Origin of the sequence: Nitrospira sp., from assembly GCA_030653545.1 — a bacterium.
Lineage (GTDB): Bacteria > Nitrospirota > Nitrospiria > Nitrospirales > Nitrospiraceae > Nitrospira_D.
The window spans coordinates 38,128-57,983 of record JAURZE010000022.1 but is presented as its reverse complement, the minus strand read 5'-3'; the positions used below and the strand labels follow the sequence as shown (position 1 = coordinate 57,983).

The window sequence follows — 19,856 nt, the reverse complement described above, 5'->3', positions numbered from 1 at the left end:
CTGTTACAGTTCGTAGCCAACGCCGCAGCGAAGAAACATGAGCTGCGCGGATACGGCTGACACCCCTAAACTTTTCTGAGCCGCGGCCTTATAGAGTGCCATCTGAGGTCGATACCGCTCCGCCCGCTCGGGCACATTCTGCACCGTCACCTGATCGGTCTTATAGTCCCCAATCCAGATTCGGTCGTCAAGACGGTAGATGACATCCATCATCCCATGGACGATCTGGCCCTCTTCCCAAGACATGGCAAACGGCACCTCGCGACCCAGAATGGTGGCCAGGGCCAGCCGCTGATACAGGTCAGACCGCGCAAAGTTACCGAGGACATCTCTCAATGAATCAGCCACCGCCGGCATCAGCTCGGCTTGTTCAGTCGTAAGGATCTGCTGCATCACGGGCTCGATTCGACCAAGAAGTCCCTCAGAAGGCAAGTGAAAATCCCACTGTTCGAGGATATGGTGGGCCAGTATCCCGACCAGCCGCCCGACCTCAGGGTCCGCTCCATCAGTTGAGGGGCGGAAAGGACCAGGCTGTCCCCCTTTTCCGATCGTGCTCGGAGTGAGATGCCGGGGCGTCTGGCAGGCGTGCTTCCAGCGATCTTCCCGGTCCCTCCATAATGCGGCGATGGCATCGGGGTCCAAAGCTCCGGCAACCGGTCCCACCGCGCCAGGTCGACTTGAACGTTTCCGGGACGGCGCAGTCGTGGTCCGGTGCGGTATGACAGAGGCCCCGATCGTCAGCGCCTCTGTTTCCGAGGCACCCACCACACCTTCGCCGATCGCTTGCAGCATCCCCAAGACGGTTTCCCCCGCGGCGCGACCGGTCATCCCTCCGGAGAGCACTAACATATCCTTGGCCCTGGTCATACCGACATAGAGCACCCGCCGCCGCTCGGCTTCCTCTCGAATCTTCTGCTTCTCTTGGACCAACACGGCGCCGAAATTGTGCACCGGACCAAGGGACAGGCCATAGGATCCGCTCGACCAGTCAAACGTCACGACGGGCAAGCCTCGCTCCCTCCCGCTCCCCTGATGCAGGCCGGGCAACACGACAATGGGAAACTCCAGGCCCTTGGCTTTGTGAATCGTCAAGACCTGGATAGCGTTGGACGATTCCTCAGATAGTGGACTCTCAGCCTCATCCGGCTGCTCCTCGAGCCTGGCGACCATCAAATCCACAAAACCGCTCAACGTCAGATGCGGACGGTCAGACAAGGCGGCGGCAGTGTGTTTCACCTTGAGAAGATTCGCCACCGCCTGTTCCCCATGCACGGAAGCGGCGGCTATTTCCAAAATCGGAAGACGGTCGAAGATCAGCTCCAGCACCTCAGCCAGCGGCAATGCTCCGACCTGTCGATGCAACCAGGCCAGGTGGCCATACAGAAGACGGACAGCGGATGCCTCCGGATGCGTCCACGCCGAGAGTGACTCGCTTCGAAGATAGTCAAAGCCCTTAACCTGGCGAAGGTCATAGAGGGCGCGGTCAGACAAGCCGCCTAACGGGCTGCGCAGCACACCGGCCAGCGCCACATTGTCATGGGGATGATCGAGCACCCGCAGGACATTCGTCAGGTCGATGACTTCCTGACGTCGATAAAAATGTTTTTCGCCTTCGATGACATAGGGAAGGCCGTACCGTCGCAACGCATCCACATAGGTGTCGGCCTGCGTCAGCTTTCGGAAGAGCAGCGCGATATGCCCGGGCTTGACCTGCGGACGGCTCAGCACCTCTTCGGCAAGCCAACGCGCCAGCGTCTCCCCTTCCGCCCTTGTCGCACCGGCGGCGTCGAACGCCCGCTCGTCCGGAACCGGGAGCGTCACGTGCACGCGCACACCGGCCTCGAAAGCTGAGGGGCGTCGTTGTGGTTGCACTTCCAGCCTGACATTGGCCGGTTGGACGAGGGCGCGCCGTTCGAACAGTCGATCGAACACATCGTTGACCGGGCCGAGAACCGCCGCATCGCTTCGAAAGTTTGTGGTGAGCGTTTGAATCACTCCCCCGTCCTCTTCAATTTTCTGAACGACGCGATCGAACGCTTCGATATCGGCCCGCCGAAAGGCATAGATCGATTGCTTGGGATCTCCCACGATAAAGAGCTTGCCCGGCTCTAAGACCATCTCCTGCCATGTCGAGGCCTGAGCCCCTACACATTCTGAAATCGCGAGCATGAGTTCATACTGAACAGGATCGGTGTCTTGAAATTCATCCACCAGCACCGCACGATAGTCCTGTTTAATACGCTCGCGAATGGCCAGATGATCCCGTAACAACGTGCGCGCCCTGGCGAGCAGCCCATCGAATGAGACCCACCCTTTCAGCCTGAACGAGAGACGGATTTCAGAGACCAGAGGCTCAAGAAGCGTCAATGCATACTTGAAGAACTGACTGTTAACCGATTGATATTGCTTGGCTGCATTGATGATCGACTCGGCTTCATCAAATTCATCTTTTTCCCATCCTGCAACGGGATTACCCAGATCCTTTCCCAGCGATTCGAGATCGGCAGTGGAGAGGGCCTGAATACCAGCTGCGCCCTGATCCAGGATCGCCTTCATCAGGTTCACCGCGGCAGCCAACATCTGCTCGATCTTCCGCCGCTTCGGCCGATCGTGCGCCTCGAGAAGCCTTTGCCCGCGTTGATACGCTTGGCGCACCCACTCGACGAGCGCAGGACTCAGCTTTTCTTCATGGACCTGAGCACGGACCACATCCATATCGACCAATTCGCTGCAGAGAGATCGAGCCAGGGAGCGCACATCGTCCAGCGTGACGAGCCCCAACACCTTCCGCCACAGCTGATGATGTGAGCCCAGCCGGCTCAGCTCCCGATCGATCCATATCTCCCAGGCCGCCGCAAAATGCTCTTCGAACCGGAGGCCGTCATCTTCCTGAAAGGTCGGATCCACACCACCCTCTAGGGGGTGGAGCCGCAACAGATGAGCCGCAAAGCTATGCAACGTGCCGATCTGCCCCTTCTCAAGATCGTGGAGGGCCGCCGCGGCTCGGCCGGCGATATCGTCGGTGGAGAGACCATAGCGTGCGCGCAAGTCGGCCATCGACACTGCCCCGCCATCAACCGCTCGTGCTGCTTCAGATTCCGGATGGGCCAAGACCATCAACCGTTCACGCAGCCGAACCTTCATCTCCGTGGCCGCCTTGTTCGTAAAGGTGAGCGCCACGATCTGAGTGACGGTCACCGGGCGGGGCTCCTTGATCAGGAGATGCACCAATCGATTCACCAGTAATGTCGTCTTGCCGGTTCCGGCACCGGCTACGACGACGACATTCCGGTCAAATGTCGTCTCCGCCAGAATCCGGGCCTGGCGATCAGGAATCAGTTCCACGCGGCTCCTCCGACAGACGTTGCAGACGAAGACTCTTGAGCGCTTTCACCTCGTCCGATCGATACGACCGCCACCACGACGGTTGGTGTTCGCGCCGGCAAATGACGCGGAACTCGCATTGCTCGCAATAGGTGTCGGGAAGAATGAAAAACCGCCCGGCCTGGAGGCCGGTGATGAGCAGACGCAGCGTCTGCTGGATCTGCCGACCGGATTCCCCAGACAGGGCCGCGACATCGAACGTCGAACGGGATATGGGCGATTCCCAGAGGGGCGCCAGAAACATGAATTGCACCTGACTTGGCGGAGGCATACCGGGCATGAGCAGGCGGGCATATAACGGAGGCTGGAGGCGATAGCCCCTCATGGCGGATTGCAGCAAGTTGCGATCCTCCGATTTCATCGATCCACCGGTCTTGAATTTATAGTCGATGATACGAAGGGCGCCGGTATCCCGATGCCGGTCGATCCGATCGACGCGCCCTCGAAGCTTGAGCGTCGCGGACGGATCGGGCAGCACCTCGGCAATCGTGCCCTCGACATCCAGTTCGAATGCGACAGGCATAAACGGCGTCTCGGCATATGCGGCCGTATCCCCATCGACCGCGGCTGTGATCAGCGTGATGACATGCTCCTTGGCCAACTCCCACAACAAATAATGACCGGTACGATGGCGCGCTTCACAGTCCTCCGCCGCCAGATCCACCGCCGAGCGAATACACCACTCCATCGTGTCATCGGTCACCGGCTCGGCCGGCCATCCGGTCGGCAGAAGCTGCTCGTAACAGCGTTTCAAGGCCGCATGACAGAGGGTGCCCAACAAGGCGGCATCCGGCTCCTGCGCGAGGGTCCATCGCACCGGCTCCAGCCGCAACACATCGGCGGCAAAATACTGGAAGGGGCAGCGCGCATACCGCTCCAGGGGCGTCGGGGCCAACCCGCGTTCGGACAGCCGTGACCAGTAGGCGTCAAGCGGGCCGGTCAAGCCGTCATACCCATTCAGCGCGGGCGCGTCGTCCTCCATCCCGACTAAGGCGCCGGCCGCATGCCGAAAGCCCTCGGCTTCCCGGCCGACCGCCTTCAGAAGGTCTGTCGGGTCCTGCCCGGTCAGCGCCATCCATTGGGCGAGTTCGGACGGCGGAATCAATCGTTGAATGGTGGAACGTTGCGCGACTCGATCGGTCAGCCGTCGTGGCACCGCTTCCGCCGATCGTCCGTCAAGGCCGGACCGCTCGAGCAATTCGTTCAGAAACGGAGAGACCGCCAAGACACGACCGGCCTCATCAGCCCGCTGATAGGAGAGCACTACGCGACGGCTCGCCCCTTGCGTGATCAGTTCAAACAGCAATGTTTCCTCTTCATACCCGCCGAGCTTCTCATCGATCTTGAACCCGAGCGTCGCGTCGAGCACCCGCCGATGCCGATCACGCAGAAAGGCGTCCTCGCGGATATACCGTGGAAAGAGCTTCTCGTTCAGGCCCAACACACAGATCGCTTTGAAACTCAGCCCCCGAGCGGCCATCGCGTCGACAACGGTGACCCCTCGATGAGCGGTCGCATCCAACGGAATCAACGTGCGTTCACATGTATGGGTCAGGAGTTCCACAAAGTCCGCCCAGGACATGTCTTCCCCAAGAAGATCTAATTCCTCCAGCCGGGTCCACACTCCATCGATGGCGCTCCATGTCGCCACCAACCGCGCCGTGAGCGGATCTCCTTCGGTCCCGCCGACGCCGACCGGGTCCACCAGATGCCGGCGGGCCAGTTGGCGAGAGGCCGTGATCAACTGCCCGATTGTCCCCCGTTGAGGGAGCGCCAAACAATCAGTCACCAGCTCCGACACCAGGCGCCACAGAAGCGTGATCACATCGGAGGCAATGTCCACCCCATCAACCGCTCGCCCCTGCTCTTCACCTTCCACTAATTCCAGCGCCGCTTGGGACGCCGACTCCAATCGCTTCCACTCTTCGACTCCACGAGTGATCTGCAAGCCCGCCACCGCCATCCTCCATTGTTCAGGACGGTAGCCGGCGGCATTACGGTCGAGTAGATCCGAGGCACAGAGCGGCGAGGTCACCACATCCAGCATGGTCGTGCGATAGAAATCGTTGAGTGGCAATGTCAGTACCTGCAACAAGACCTTGCAGAGAGGTTCTTGCATCAGCGGTCGACCGGCGGTCGTGACAAACGGGATGCGATATCGATCAAACATGCCCGCCAAGAGAGCCCGATAGGGATCCAAGGTGCGAGCCACCACGCCAATGTCGTCAAACCGATACCCGTTCGTCTCGACCAAATCCAGAATCTTCCGGCAAATCGCCGCCAGTTCCTCTTCCGCCCCGATGACGCTCTGCACGAAAATCGTCATCGGCTCATCGGAGCAGGGCTTATCCCGATCCGTCAGTTTCGTGATCATGTCGGAAGTTGTCGCACGGGGCTGAATACAGCGATCGAAGAAGCGCCGGGCAAATCCCCACCGCGGTCCCTGTTCAACGGGAAACAGCAGCGTCGTCGGAACGGCAGTGCTGACAGCCTCAAACACGGACAACTGCACCTGCGTCAGATCGTAGAAGCCATAATAGAATGCGTGCTGTAGGGAGGCCAGGAACGGTGAATGAGGAACCTCCGGGATGAGCGACTCGGCCAGGTCGTCCTGGGTGCCGACTCCCAAGGTCTTTCCCACGTCGCGAACGGCGGCGTGCAATGAAAACAGCGCCGTCAGCCAGGCGTGATCCTCCTGATCGAAGCAGCCCTCTTCGAGGCCGCGCAAGGCGATGGCAGGATCGACTCCGGCATCTTTCAAGTCACGTACGGTCGACCACAGGGCGCCCCACATGCCGGAGGACTGCCCAAGCTGTTGCAGCGGCGTCAAACTGAGAAGCCGGACCTGCACGATCTGCCGGACCAACTGTTCGAAGAAGATATCGTCGACGACATGCAAGGGAGATTGCGCAAGGCGACTACGCCGCTCATCCGCCAGACGGAGCACCAGCTGATGGAAGGTCATGAAGTGGATATTGAGCGTGGCCTGCAGCTCAGCGGCCAGCACCTGACGCACGCGGGCAAGGAGCGGCGCGGAGGGAACGAAAATCGCGAGCGGAGCGAACGGATCCGTCGCCTTCGCCTGACTCACTTGAGCGACCAGCGCGGATTCGAGCGACGGATGAAAACGGCCGGCAATGACGTGAAGCATCAGAAACCGTGGCGCATGAACCGTGATGCGTGACGAACGGACACCGGACGGAGGAGCAGGCGGCTCACATCAACTCTCGATCGCGCGTCCATCACCATTCACGTCGACTAGCCCGTCTCGGGCCCCAGCAGTTCGCCGTTGCAGTCGACACAGGCCCAATCGCCATCGATAAACTTCATCGGGTCGCCGCAAATCGGGCAATCCGGTGGCGGGCCTTTGTCGTAAATGGGCAAATCAGGCAATTCAAAGTTGTCATCGTCGTCATCAACCATTGAAGATATTCTCATTTCTCAGGATGCTCAAAATGAGGCATCCCGCAAGGCCGAAGGGGATGCAAGAACCGCAGGCGTACGCTCTTGGGTACGTTGAGGATTCTTGCAAGCCGTGAACGAAGCTGGTGGCCATTTTCAGTATCCTGCTCTTTATTCGCGCGGCTTCATTTTCAACAACAACGCCTTTTCGGCGCTTTCTCGACTCGGTACACCGACAAAGGTCAGTCGTCCATCGATGATCGTGGCAGGCACCGCCCGCACCGAATGGCGATTGGCCAACTCAGCGCCATCGGGAGTGGTGATGTCGACTTCCCGGTAGGAAAAACTATATTTCACCCGCAGCTGCTTCCAAAGGCTTTTGGCCGAGGGACAAGCTCCACAGCTGGGAGAAACTAATAACATGATGCTTGGCATAGTGTGTCTCCAGAAAGGTCGGTGGCGGATCTTAACACCCAGCGGAATGAGGGGGCAAGCCGCGCTCCCGATACGCTTGCTTCGGACAGAAGAGCCGGCCGATGCATCATCTGCCTGCGCTGGTTTGACTTCCCTCACCGGAAGGCGCAGCATACGCGAAGCTTATAGACAAAGAGGTGTTCTGTGACTCCTTGTTAGATACAACCAGTCGTCTCATGGAATACTCCCCCCGAACTTCTCCACGCCCTCTTGGTTTTCTTTGCCCTGAGGGCGTTGTTGTGTCCGCATCCACGCCCCTCCCCCATCCATTTCCTCTACCTTCACCATCCTCTGAAAGGAGTTTTCAATGAAACGACTAGCGACTCTCTCTGCCGCCGCAATCCTTGCCTCACCAAGCCTGGCGCTGGCAGTCGAGCACAATGCGAGCTACCAGGGTATCGCCCAGATCTACTTCGTGTTTATCGCCGCCGTCCTGATTTACGGTGTGTACGACTCCTTTGGAAAGACCGCGATGTATGTGGCGACGCCCGTGATTCTCGGCTGGTGCTATTGGATGCTCCCACCCGCCTAGTTCTCGCGCACAGACCGCTGCTGGCGGCATCGGAACCCTGCTGTTCAGGTGCCGTCAGCGACTCTCCTTCCGTCATCGCTTGCCGTCATACCCCTTTTCCTGCCATCGCTCCAACAGTTGAATGCGCTTTTGCAGCTGATCGGTCGTCGCCTGATCGACGCGCCCTCCGGTCCGCGCGATCAATTCGGCATTGAGCCGTCGGTGATCCACGCCGGTTTTTCTCGCCACAGACGCGACCAGGAGTCGATGCGTTTCTCGCAGATCGAGCTTCTGTTCGTGCAATGAGACGGCAATATCCCCCGCGATGGTGCCTCCACTCTCCCCTCGCGGGTCTTCTTCTCCGATGAGCGAGTCGAGCTTCGCCACCGCATTCAACGGCATGTATTCTTTGGTGCTGGACACAGTGATCCGGCCGAACAAGTCCCGTTGTCCGGCGGGCATGATGTCTTCCAGAACATGGTCGCGCTCCGCTCTGATTTGCCGAGCGTAATGAACCAGGATCGGATCTTTGGGCAAATAGAGCCAGGCCCGTTGCGGTGTAGGCATGCCGTCCTGCATGCGCACGAATCGCCCGACCACCTGCCGGAAGTACATCTCCGTCAACACGTTGGTCCCGTACACGCCCACCCGTAACCGGGGGATGTCCACCCCTTCGCTCACCATGTTCACCGCGACCAGCCAGGCTTGGGTCTTATGATCGGAAAAGGACGCGATGGTCCGTGATGCCCCCGGATCGTCCGACACCGCCACGACCGCCTTCGTTCCGGTGATTTTCCCGATCAACTCGGAGACCCAACGGGCGTGATCCTGGTCCATGGCGACGATCAATCCGCCGGCATCGGCCTGCTCTTCCTTGCGGAGTCGGGTCAATTGCTTGTGCGCGTCGGTAATGACCGGACCCAGCCAGGACTCTTGCAAGAGCGCTGTCTTCAACCGTTCACGTTGGAGATCGAACTTCAGTCCATCCTCGAAGGTGGCCGTGTGCTCACGACCGTCGGAGAGCCAGGTCAATTCGCCTTCATAGCTGGGGAAGACGATCGGACGGCACACGCTGTCTTTAATCGCCTCGGTATAGCCGTACGCGAAGTCCGCATGGCTCTCGCCCTGCTCGTAGCGGATAAACGGAATCGGGTTATTGTCGGAGCGAAACGGCGTGCCGGAAAGAATCAACCGAAATACCGCCGGATCGAAGGCCATGCGCAACGCCTTCCCCCAGTGCTTGCCATCTCCTGCATGGTGCAACTCATCCAGGATAAGGAGCGTCGGTTTACTCTTACATGTACGCTGAAAAATGTCCGGAGCAAGACTGACTTGCTGATAGGTTACGACCGCGCCGTGATAATCGGCAGCTTCGCTGGCTTGATCGTTCGTCAGCCCTGGATCGAGCTGAAGGCCTATTTTCCCGGCGGCTTCCGACCACTGGGTACGCAGATGGTTGGTCGGACAGACGACGAGGACACGACGGGCGGTCCCCTTGGCGAGAAACTCGTGTGCGACGCGCAGCGCAAAGCGGGTTTTCCCGGCGGCCGGAGTCGCCATAGCGAGAAAATCCGCCGTCTGATGGGTCTGGACGGCGACGAGCGCACGGCGCTGCCAATCGCGTAACGGAGCCGTCCAGGAAGGTAGGGTCTTCATCGTGTCTCTGAATCCGGGGCGGCACGAAGGCCGGCAGCCGCGGCGTAGGCGCGGGTTCCCTGATCTGCTGGTTCCTGATTGTCGTACGGTGGACCGGGGGCGATGACTAATCGATCCAATCTTTTTCTTTGAGCTTTCTCGGCAGATACTTTTTGGTCAGGTATTGAAAATCTTTATTGGCGAGCGAGTCCAGCTCGTACTTGAGCCCGCTGGCCAGCATGCGCTTGATCTCCGCTTGCCAGGCCGGCTTCTGGAACCATTGGTAGTTCATCAGCTCTTTCGCCCGCGCGATGTCCTTCTCGTTCAGCTTGATGCCCACATTCCGGGGCAGCTCGTACCGTTCCGGGTCGGCGCTCGACAGCCCGATGAACTTGGCTTTGGGAATGGCCATGCGCTGGCTTTCGAAGGCCAGATTGATCGAACCCTGTTTGATCACTGAATAGATGTAGTACCCCCAGGGATCGTTATCGACCAGCACGTACACCGGCAACTTATGCTCTTCGTGCAGCCGGCGCGCCAGCCGGCGGACTCCGCGCGGCGGCTGACCGTTGCCGGTCAGCAGGACGCAATTATACCGGCGCCAGAACTTATCTTCCGAGAGGCGATTCCACTGCGTTCCCTTTTCGACGAGCAGTAGAAAGTCGGCCGTGCAGCGGCGGATCTCCAGATACTCCGGCTCGACGATCGACGGGACCGAATACCCGCCTTTCCCGAGCTTGGCACAGTCCACACGATCGCCGTCATCGCCAAACACGACCGGCCCGACGATGCTCCCGCTGTTCTCCGCCCGCACATGCAGCTCTTCCCGTAACGCCGCAAGCGACACTTCAAGATCTTCGATGACCGGGTCCGATTCATCCTGGGTATCGAAGGTGTTCTCGTGGGAATCTTGAATCGTATGTTTTGTCCGGTAGTAGATTTCTCGAAGCGACGTGGTGAGGTCCGCCCGCTGGAGTTCGGAAAGGGCATCGGCAACGAGCACCGTCTGCATAAACTTCTTGGCCATCCCGACGTTGAAGAACGACCGGGTCTGCTTCTTACTCCCCATCTCAATGAGACCCTTGCGCTCATTGAAGGACACGTTGGACAGCGCCCGAATGGGAATCGCAAACGTCGGATCTTTCGACCGGTCAGCCGCCGCGATGACAATATCCGCCAAGCTGATGAGCTTCTTCTCAACGGCGGTCGTTTTTTTCTGTTTGGTCGCCATGTGGTTACTTCTTCCCTCGAGGCGCGGATTGCTTTCCAGGCTTCGCCGATGAGCCCTTCGATTTCTTATTCATGGACCCCGTATCGGCACGCACGGCCGTCTGTGACCCCTTACCCCTCTTGTGTTTCTTTGGCAACGGCTCGGCCGCATTCGGAACCGGGGTCGCTGCCGGTGCCGCCGGCGCAACAGACGCCTGCACCTGCGTAGCCAACTCGACCTCGCCTTCCACGCCTTCGGCAGTCACGATGATTGAATGGGGCAAGCCTTCCGGCCCGGCACCGGTTTTCCCCAATGCTTCATCCGTCTTGAGTCCTCCCGTGCGTGATGTGGCGATTTTCTGGAGCTGGGCTTTCAACTTCTCTTTGGCAAGCGTGCCGCCTTTGAGGCGATTGCAGGCTTCCACGACTTCTTCAATATAGAGTTCGAAAATATTGCGTCGCCGATACTCGCTGGCCGCGCGCTCACGCCGCCGCAAGAACAACCCCAACCGCCGACCGCACTCACGCAAGGCCAGCGTGATTTCCTTTTGTATCTCATCGTAGTCGGCGATGGCTTCTTTGGATTCGCTCGTGAACGGCACCCACACCGAGGCCATATGCACAAAAATCACCATCGGTCCGCCCGGCAATGCGCCGCGTGACTGCGTCACACCATAATTCTTCCAGGACGTGCTGAGGACGGCCTTGAAAGTCGAGCAGGCGGACTGCTGATAGAGGAGCGGCACCCGGTTGGCGTACCGAATTACGCGCGCAAGCTCCGAATCCCTCTCGTCATCCTCCCCTTCCGCTTTCGGCATGGTGGGTTGTTTCGGCTTGGTCTGATCCTCCGGCCGATGGCCGAAGGCCAACCCGGCTTCGATGATAAAGGGATTGCCCCGATAGACCGCCGGCGGCCGGCTCACCGCCGTGTAAAACTCGCCTTTGATCTGCTTATAGAGCCCCGAGAGAATGGCCCGCTCGCCGATCGGAGAGATACAATTCGTCGGCGGCGCCATGATCTTGGTGTCTTGAATGGTCCTATAGAGAATCTCCGCTGCCGGGCCCTTCAGATCTCGCGGCTTCATGTTGGGAGAGACCTTGGCAGCCTTGCAGATCTCGTCCGCCAATTGCGGCGAGACCCGGCAGAAATCGCCGGAGAGGAAACCGGAGACCGAGTGGCCTTTGGTATCCTGCAACATTTTCAGCAACATGCCGAATTCGATGCCGTACGGATGCGGCTTGATCTCCCGTGGAGACGGCGGTAATTCGTGGTACGTTCGGGGATAGTCTCTCGTCTCGCCTTCCGGCGGAGAGTAGATCAGCCGCACATGGGGATTGGCGATGGAAGTTTGCTCCAGCCATTCGTCGACGGAGGCTCGGCCCTTTTGATATTTCCCCTCGACCTCGATCGCGACTTGCGTCCCTTGCGGCTGATTCCATTCAATCTGCTTATTTTCATGAACGAGCGGCTCGTTCTTCTTCGTGTCGATCTGCACTTCAAAATAATGGGCCGTTGCCTTCGGGCCCGTACGGGAAATAATCTTCACCGGCTTTCCGGTCGTCAACTGCCCGTACATGCCAGCCGCCGAAATCCCGATGCCTTGCTGTCCCCGGCTCATCCGCATGCGATGAAACTTTGAGCCATAGAGCAGCTTCGCAAAAATCCTCGGAATATGCTGACGGACAATGCCCGGCCCGTTGTCCGTGACCGTGATGCGGAATCTGGACGCCTGGCTGGGAGCGACCGGCTCCCCGTTCGATACCACTTCCAGCCGAACGGTCACTTCCGGGAGAATCCCCGCTTCTTCACAGGCATCGAGCGCGTTATCGACCGCTTCCTTCACACAGGTCAATAACGCCTTACGCGGGTTATCGAACCCGAGCAGGTGCCGGTTCTTCGTAAAAAATTCGGAAACGGAAATTTCCCGCTGACGCGCTCCCATCTCAGCTGCGGTGACCTGTTGGACCGGCTTGGCGGCAGCCTTCTTCGGGCCGGCTGATTCAGAAACGGGTTGGGCAGCAGAAACGGACTTCGAAACGGAACGCGCGATGGCCATTCACCCTCTCACAGCATCATATTGGAAAAGTGGGCGGCATTGTACACAGATTGCCCCGCCGAGAAAACCCTCGTGCAGGGTCGAGCACGACCTGATGGCAAGGAGGAGATTCGCAGGAGGGCAACCATCCGCCAAAACAGTTTAGGGTGGGAGGAGCACGCACCTACCGAGGAGTTAGTAGGTACGGCGGAGATCTCGGGAGAGCATTAGGCTTCCCAGTACAAGCTGGTCCTGCACACCGCTCTCACACTCGACCCCCTTATGAACCATATTCCCCCGGGGCGTTAACTCCCCCCACGTGGTTAGAGTAGGCCCCCGGTATGAGCGAGTCAAGGGCTCTCTCGCTCCACGTAAAAAACATTGTGCCGAGGAATTTTGCCGAAACGAGACCGTCAGTCTATCTCGAAGCATGAGAAATCTCTGATCGCACGAACGATCCACCGTGAGCACGACAGAGATACCACCCAGAATCACATTTCATGAATAGCAAGAGCCGACAGAGGCACGGGTGATAAATTCATTCGAGCGTGGAAAATATTTTTCACTCCGAGAGAAAAAATATTTCACACGTTGCTGCTCTTCTTCTTGCGTGAGCATGAATCTGCCAGACCCCTCAAAAACCAAGCACTTCCACTACCGAAACCGTGATTCAGGCCGATGCTCTGCAGGGACTCCCCAGCTTCTGTGGATAACTCTGTGCATGAGTGAGATCCTGTCGTTGAAATGGCTGATCTCAACAGTCATGCGAGCAGATTGCCTAATAAATAGGCATTGTGCTCTCACCAGCCGACCCACTATATTTAGCGGCTTGACGGATGATTCTTTTTCTTTTCCACAATCCCTGGGCAGATCCTGATCCGGGAGTGACCCGCTGACCAAAACGATCTTGTCTAGAGCCAAATAGGCCCAACCAATACCGACTTATGCACAGCACAGCAGTCTCACTGTGGAGAAACCGGTCGCATTTCATGAATATTTGCATGTTTTTCGGCAGAAATTGTCGCCGATCGCCGAGAGGACTCTTCCTCTCCTTCGTTTTTCGTTCAGCTCAGACATCAACAACCAGCTATTTCTTGCGATAGACGTTCAGTCCGACCTTTTCTTCACGGCCCGGGATCGTCACGTTGCCCTCCGTAGAGGCTATGATCGTGGTCTTCCCTGATGCCGATGGACCAAACTCCTTCGACATGTCCACCTTGATAGTCAGGATCGTTCCTTCCATCACCATCTCAACATTCTTCATGATCAACTCCTCTGGTCAATAATCGGCCTACAGATCATCACGGCTCCCACATCCGCAAACACAATAAGCCATGACTCCTAGGCCCTTCATCAAGACATGACGGCCTGATACCGATAGGGTTATTATTGCGCGAACGACCTTTGAGTGCGAGAGGATATAGCTGATGGCTGAGTCAATGACGAATGGAGCGGTACGGGAAGCCTGGACGACGCTGGGACAAGAGGTGCGAACAGGTGTGCTCCTCACCATGAGACAGGGAAAGCCATTTGGCTCGCATGTGCCCTATGTGCTCGGCGAGAATTGGACGAGAGCGTATTTACACTTGAGCCAGCTTGCCCTGCACACCCAGCATCTGCTTCAGGACCCGCAGGTGTCGCTCTTCCTCTCCGAACCTGATCACCCTGGAAAAAACCCGTTGGCCTTGCGCAGAATCAATCTACAGGGCACGGCCGCAATCCTGGCACCGGACGCGCCCACCTATGCACAGATGAAAGCACGCTATCTCGCCCGATTTCCAAAATCCGCCATGACCTTTGGATTTGCAGATTTTTCGCTATGGGAACTGCAGCTACACGACGCCCATCTGGTCCTGGGGTTCGGCCAAGCCTACCAGGCAACAGCCCACTCCCCCGAACTCTGGATTCACCAACAACCTGAGCGGAATAAATAGCAGGCTGCTGAATAACTCTGCCAGCGGCGTTCTCGCTTCGTTCAGAGGCTCAACGTTCCACAAGGGTACGCCTTCGCCTCTTCACTCGCTGCAGCCATGCTGAACAGCCTTTTTGAGCAGCCTGATAAAGAGGAAGGCGGGCTCGGACTATGGCCGCGTCTTGCGCAGGAGTCTGGACGTGACGGTCCCCAAGGCCAGGCCACCCAAGAAGGTGAGGCCGAGAATCGTGAGGGCGAGGCCCGGTGTATTCCGTTCAGTCTGGCGGACATGCCGTCTGGCCTGAGTGCCCACTGAAGCTTCTCCGCCCATCCAAATGGCAGAGTCATCCACTGGCGCGACGGCCGGTTTTGTGAATGGTGTGATACGTATCCTGCGGGTTTGTTTCAACTCGTCCATAGATTCCCCTCGAATATGTTCTGTGTCTACTTGCTGTCAGCCGCCATCACGTCGGAGGGATCCTCGGATTCCCACGCATAGGTCGGTGTCAACAAGGGCTTATAGGTCGGCAACGGAACCGGGAAGGTCGCCGTTTCCACGGCACCGGCTACTGTGCGAGCGAAAAACATTCCGATTCCGTCGAAAGGACCTCGCAGCAAACCGCGCACCCAGCCCTCATGAGTCCCGACTTCATAAATCTGACGCGGGACCTCTATCCATCCGGTCGAAAGATTCACCATACCACGAATGAGCTTCCCTGAAATCCGGTCGCCAAGTGCATGAGACTCATCTGCGTGGGCCGGAGCATCCGCTGCCAGACTGGTAACAAGCACCGTTAGCAGAACCCACATCTGCACACCTCTCCGATTCAGCAACTTGCTCCTTCTATCGATTCCTTGCAAGTCGAAATCGCTTTCGTTATGGTACCGCACGATGGATCGAATGCGTGCGCGCCAGCTCATACTTGCCTGCATAAGTGGCCTCCTGCTTCCTCTGTGTTTCCCGAAATTTGATCTGGGTCTCCTCGCTTGGATCGCCATGATTCCTCTCCATGTCGCCCTAGACTCGTCTACGAGACGACGTGCCTTTTGGATTGGATGCCTGGCAGGGACCATTGGATTCACCGGAATTATGGCCTGGGTCGTCACCGCGATGACCACCTATGGGAAGGTCCCCCTTCCCGTGAGCTACGCCATCTTGCTCCTGCTCACTGCCTATCTCGGACTCTACGTCGGAATCTATAGTTGGAGCGTCGTCTGGCTACGTGAATTCTTACCACGGTACGGAATCTTTTTCTCCCCCTGTGTCTGGGTTTCACTCGAACTTCTCCGGACCTACGCCTTTTCCGGATTCCCCTGGAGCTTGTTGGGCTACTCACAGTATCGCGAGCTGGAACTCATCCAGGTCGCCGACCATCTCGGTGTCTATGGCCTCTCCTTCCTGATTATCCTCGTGAACCTGACGCTCGCCGAACTGTTCCTCTGGCTCATGCCCTTCTTTCGCGGATTTCATCCGAAGAAGCTCCCGTGGGAACTGACCACCATCACCACCCTGCTCATGGTGCTGACATACGGCTACGGAGATTCGCTCCTGACCGGACCCGGCCTCATGCCACCTAAGGGCACCATCACCGTGGGATTGGTGCAGCCCAACATTGAGCAGGCCGTGAAGTGGGACATCGCGTTTCGCGACGAGACTATGCAGCGATTCGATCGTCTGACCAACCAGATCGGCAGCATCGCCGATCTCATCATCTGGCCGGAGGCCGCCACGCCATTCATATTCGAACGGGAGAAAGACTATCAGCTCCAACTCATGGCCCTGGCCGACCGGGCCAAAGCCCCGATCCTGTTCGGCAGTCCGGCGCTCCGCTTTTATCCGGATCGCCGTCCCTACCTGTTAAACAGCGCCTATCTCCTGTCGGCCGACGGGACGATTCTCGGGCGATACGACAAACACCACTTAGTCCCGTTCGGAGAATACATTCCGCTGAAGTCATCGGTGCTATTTTTCCTCGACAAGCTGGTCGAAGGCATCGGCGACTTTGAGGCTGGTCCAGGCGGAACAACGTTGTCGCTGACTCCCAAAGCAACGATCCGAGAGGACGGGACGTCCGTTCCCTCCCGCCCCCTGAAGTTCGGCGTGGCCATCTGCTATGAGGTGATTTTTCCGGATCTGGTCCGGCAGCTCGCGGTCAACGGCGCTGAATTTCTGGTGACCATTACGAACGACGGATGGTTCGGAAACTCCTCGGCACCCGCGCAGCATTTTTCCATGGTCGTCTTCCGCTCGGTAGAAAACCATCTCGCCTTTGCCCGCTCCGCCAATACCGGAATCACCGGCGCCATCGATCCCTACGGGCGGATCCTGCACGCGACCGGACTCTTTTCAGAGGAATCGGTTCGGGCGACGATTCCGGTCTGGCAACCGCGGACATTCTACAGTCGGCACGGGGATGTGTTTGCCTACGGCTGTGTGGTAATCTGCGCGCTGTTGTGCCTGATCAGTCTTCTCCGGCCGAAAGAGCCGGTTCACGGCACGACCGCTATCACTCCGGTATAAGCAGGCCTGTGCTTGCCTGCTGCCGTGTGGTACGCTGTGCGCGTTTGTGCCTGATCAGTCTGCTCCGGCCTAACGAGTCAGCCTATGGCACGACCGCTATCACTCCAGTGTAATTCGAAAGGATACTTGCATGTTAGAAGAGGTGCGGAGTCGCGTGCAGACGGTCGGAGCCCAGGTCTCGGAACTACGGGGGCATCTTTGACCTCGCTCGCATGACCGCCGAGCTCGAAGAGCTCGAAGCCAAGATGGGCGTCCCGACGTTCTGGAACGACACCAAATCAGCCGCAGCGACCAGCAGGAAAAAAGTCACGCTGGAGCGCGAACTCATCCAATGGCGTGAGATCGAGACGAAACTTGGCGACCTTCAGGCCTTGCTCGAACTGGCGGAAGAAGGCCAGGATCCTTCCCTTGAACAGGAGCTGACGACGGAGCTTCACCGGCTTGAAACCACGCTGGCCACGCTTCGCGTGGAAATGCTCCTCTCAGGAGAACTGGATTCGAACAATGCGATCATGGCCATTCATCCCGGTGCCGGGGGCACGGAGTCGCAGGACTGGGCGCAGATGCTCCTGCGCATGTATGTCCGATGGGCTGAGACCAAAAAGTTCAAGGTGGAAACATTGGACCTGCTCCACGGCGACGAAGCGGGCATCAAGAGCGTGACCATCTCGGTGACGGGCCCCTATGCGTACGGGTACTTGAAGGCTGAAGCCGGCGTGCATCGCCTGGTCCGAATCTCCCCCTTCGACGCGAACAAGCGACGCCATACTTCCTTTGCCTCGGTCTTCGTCTATCCGGAACTCAACGAGGACATCGATGTCGTCATCGACGACAAAGAGCTCAGAATCGATACCTTTCGAGCCGGCGGCGCCGGCGGCCAGAATGTGAACAAAGTTGAAACGGCGATCCGGATCACGCACATCCCCACCAACATCGTGGTGCAATGCCAGAACGAGCGATCGCAGCTCCAGAACCGCAATGGCGCGATGAAGATTCTGAAAGCCCGTCTGTTCGAAGTGGAACAGAAAAAGAAAGAGGCGGAATTCAACGCCATCGTCGGCGAGAAGAAAGAGATCGGCTGGGGCAGTCAGATCCGGTCCTATGTGTTCCAGCCCTACCAAATGGTCAAAGACCACCGGACGGCCCATGAAACCGGAAACGTCGCGGCGGTCATGGACGGCGATCTGGACACGTTTATTGAAGCGTATCTGAAGAAGAAGATGGCCGGAGCGCTCCTCGCCCCGACCACGGCTGGAACGGATGAGGACTAACGGGACACGGAACGACCATGGATGAATTGAACGAACAACGACAGCAACGCATCAAGAAGCTCGATCAGCTGCGCGCAGGCGGCGTGGCTCCCTACGGCACTCGATTCGAAGTCAAAGACCGCGCCGAACAGCTCATCAAGCTGCATTCCGAAAAGTCAAAGGAAGGCCTGGAAGAGGAGAAAATCGGCTGCACCTTCGCCGGCCGCGTAGTCGCCTTGCGCCGGTTCGGGAAAGCCGGGTTTGCAGTCATACAGGACGGCGCAGACCGCTTACAGGTCTATCTCAAGAAAGATCTCCTCACCGAACAATCTTATATGGTGACGGAACAGCTCGACCTGGGCGATTGGATCGGCGTCAGCGGCATCCTCTTCCGCACCAAGACCAATGAATTCACCGTGGAGGTTCGAGAGCTGACCTTCTTGAGCAAGGCCCTGCGCCCGTTACCGGAAAAATGGCACGGACTCACCGACGTCGAAACGCGCTACCGGCAGCGCTACGTCGATCTGATCGCGAATCCCGACGTCCACGGCATTTTCGCCATCCGAAGCCGGATCATTGCGGGCATCAGGTCATACCTGATCGAACGCGGATTCCTGGAAGTCGAAACCCCGATGATGCACCCGATCCCCGGCGGCGCGGCCGCGAAGCCTTTTGTGACCCATCACAACGCCCTCGGTATCGACCTCTATTTGCGCATCGCACCGGAGTTGTACCTCAAGCGGCTCATCGTGGGGGGCTTTCCCCGCGTCTTTGAAATCAATCGCAATTTCCGCAACGAAGGCATTTCCACGATTCACAACCCCGAATTCACGATGCTGGAGTTCTACGTCTCCTATGCGGACTATCAGGATTTGATCATTCTGACAGAGGACATGGTCTCCAGCCTGGCCCAGCAGATGCTCGGAAAAACCGTGATCGACTATCAGGGCAAAGAGATCACCCTCACTCCACCCTGGCGGCGCTGGTCCTACCACCAGTCCATTCTGGAAGTGAACAAACTGGATGCATCGGTCCTGCAAGATCGCGACAAGGCCGCTGCAGCCGCGAAATCACTCGGCATCCAGGTCGATCCCAAGGCCACGCTCTTTAATATTGTGAACGAGATTTTTGAAGAAACGGTCGAGCCGAATCTGATTCAACCGACGTTCATCACCGACTACCCGATCGAAATTTCCCCCCTTGCGCGGCGGAAAGATTCCAATCCCGCGCTCACCGACCGCTTTGAGCTCTATATCGCCGGACGAGAAATCGCGAATGCCTTTTCCGAGTTGAACGATCCGCTCGATCAGCGGGAACGATTCGAAGGCCAAGCGGCCCAGCGCGAAGCCGGCGATGAAGAAGCGCATCTTGTCGATGAGGATTTCTTGCGTGCCCTGGAATACGGCATGCCGCCGACCGCCGGCGAAGGCATCGGCATCGATCGCTTGATTATGCTGTTCACGAATCAGGCCTCGATCCGGGATGTGGTCCTGTTTCCTCAACTCCGGCCGGAGAAATAACC

At 58.1% G+C, this 19,856-nt stretch carries 15 protein-coding genes; 5 read left to right on the top strand and 10 right to left on the bottom strand.

From position 1 onward, the window contains the following. Positions 1 to 3 precede the first annotated feature (3 nt). From Q7U39_07040 to Q7U39_07025, 4 genes are all read right to left on the bottom strand, one after another. Positions 4 to 3,345 (bottom strand): UvrD-helicase domain-containing protein, encoded by a 3,342-nt coding sequence (locus tag Q7U39_07040; GenBank protein ID MDO9117694.1) that lies wholly within the window; start codon positions 3,343 to 3,345, stop codon positions 4 to 6. Beyond that, on the bottom strand, positions 3,329 to 6,535 hold the full coding sequence (locus tag Q7U39_07035) for a PD-(D/E)XK nuclease family protein (protein MDO9117693.1): 3,207 nt from the start codon (positions 6,533 to 6,535) through the stop codon (positions 3,329 to 3,331). Before Q7U39_07035 ends, Q7U39_07040 begins: the two co-directional genes overlap by 17 nt. Positions 6,536 to 6,642: 107 nt before the next feature. Next, positions 6,643 to 6,807 (bottom strand): hypothetical protein, encoded by a 165-nt coding sequence (locus Q7U39_07030; protein ID MDO9117692.1) that lies wholly within the window; start codon positions 6,805 to 6,807, stop codon positions 6,643 to 6,645. 150 nt (positions 6,808 to 6,957) lie between these two features. Then, on the bottom strand, positions 6,958 to 7,221 hold the full coding sequence (locus tag Q7U39_07025; protein ID MDO9117691.1) for a thioredoxin family protein: 264 nt from the start codon (positions 7,219 to 7,221) through the stop codon (positions 6,958 to 6,960). Between the two features lie 346 nt (positions 7,222 to 7,567). Between Q7U39_07025 and Q7U39_07020 the strand changes: the two genes are divergently transcribed. Beyond that, positions 7,568 to 7,792 carry a hypothetical protein gene (locus tag Q7U39_07020; protein MDO9117690.1) on the top strand — a complete coding sequence of 75 codons (225 nt, stop codon included), beginning with the start codon at positions 7,568 to 7,570 and terminating at the stop codon, positions 7,790 to 7,792. Between the two features lie 72 nt (positions 7,793 to 7,864). Here the strand turns inward: Q7U39_07020 and Q7U39_07015 are convergent, their stop codons facing one another. The 4 genes from Q7U39_07015 to Q7U39_07000 all read right to left on the bottom strand — a co-directional run bounded on the left by Q7U39_07015 (position 7,865) and on the right by Q7U39_07000 (position 13,915). Next, positions 7,865 to 9,427 (bottom strand): DEAD/DEAH box helicase family protein, encoded by a 1,563-nt coding sequence (locus Q7U39_07015; protein ID MDO9117689.1) that lies wholly within the window; start codon positions 9,425 to 9,427, stop codon positions 7,865 to 7,867. A 106-nt stretch (positions 9,428 to 9,533) separates the two neighbouring features. After that, positions 9,534 to 10,637 (bottom strand): DNA topoisomerase IV subunit A, encoded by a 1,104-nt coding sequence (locus Q7U39_07010; protein ID MDO9117688.1) that lies wholly within the window; start codon positions 10,635 to 10,637, stop codon positions 9,534 to 9,536. A gap of 4 nt (positions 10,638 to 10,641) precedes the next feature. Continuing rightward, positions 10,642 to 12,672 carry a DNA topoisomerase VI subunit B gene (locus Q7U39_07005; GenBank protein ID MDO9117687.1) on the bottom strand — a complete coding sequence of 677 codons (2,031 nt, stop codon included), beginning with the start codon at positions 12,670 to 12,672 and terminating at the stop codon, positions 10,642 to 10,644. Positions 12,673 to 13,738: 1,066 nt separating this feature from the next. Next, a complete protein-coding gene (locus tag Q7U39_07000) occupies positions 13,739 to 13,915 on the bottom strand; it encodes a hypothetical protein (protein ID MDO9117686.1) in 177 nt (58 codons plus the stop codon). A gap of 163 nt (positions 13,916 to 14,078) precedes the next feature. Here Q7U39_07000 and Q7U39_06995 point away from each other — a divergent pair, with 163 nt between their 5' ends. Next, the gene (locus tag Q7U39_06995; GenBank protein ID MDO9117685.1) at positions 14,079 to 14,585 is read left to right on the top strand and encodes a pyridoxamine 5'-phosphate oxidase family protein; all 507 of its coding nucleotides are present in this window, start codon (positions 14,079 to 14,081) and stop codon (positions 14,583 to 14,585) included. Positions 14,586 to 14,732: 147 nt separating this feature from the next. On the opposite strand, the gene Q7U39_06990 is transcribed toward Q7U39_06995, so the two are convergent. Together Q7U39_06990 and Q7U39_06985 are read right to left on the bottom strand one after the other, a co-directional pair. Beyond that, positions 14,733 to 14,981, bottom strand: a complete 249-nt coding sequence (locus Q7U39_06990) for a hypothetical protein (GenBank protein MDO9117684.1) — start codon at positions 14,979 to 14,981, stop codon at positions 14,733 to 14,735. 26 nt (positions 14,982 to 15,007) lie between these two features. Next, positions 15,008 to 15,373 (bottom strand): exosortase system-associated protein, TIGR04073 family, encoded by a 366-nt coding sequence (locus tag Q7U39_06985; GenBank protein MDO9117683.1) that lies wholly within the window; start codon positions 15,371 to 15,373, stop codon positions 15,008 to 15,010. Between the two features lie 91 nt (positions 15,374 to 15,464). On the opposite strand from Q7U39_06985, the gene lnt reads away from it, so the two are divergent. The 3 genes from lnt to lysS all read left to right on the top strand — a co-directional run bounded on the left by lnt (position 15,465) and on the right by lysS (position 19,854). Continuing rightward, positions 15,465 to 17,084, top strand: a complete 1,620-nt coding sequence (gene lnt / locus Q7U39_06980; GenBank protein MDO9117682.1) for an apolipoprotein N-acyltransferase — start codon at positions 15,465 to 15,467, stop codon at positions 17,082 to 17,084. 130 nt (positions 17,085 to 17,214) lie between these two features. Then, a protein-coding gene (gene prfB / locus Q7U39_06975; protein ID MDO9117681.1) for a peptide chain release factor 2 occupies positions 17,215 to 18,355 on the top strand; the annotation gives its coding sequence in 2 pieces (ribosomal slippage) (positions 17,215 to 17,283 and positions 17,285 to 18,355; 1,140 coding nt in all). 17 nt (positions 18,356 to 18,372) lie between these two features. Beyond that, positions 18,373 to 19,854: a lysine--tRNA ligase gene (gene lysS / locus Q7U39_06970; protein MDO9117680.1), complete on the top strand. Its 1,482-nt coding sequence runs from the start codon at positions 18,373 to 18,375 to the stop codon at positions 19,852 to 19,854. Positions 19,855 to 19,856 lie beyond the last annotated feature (2 nt).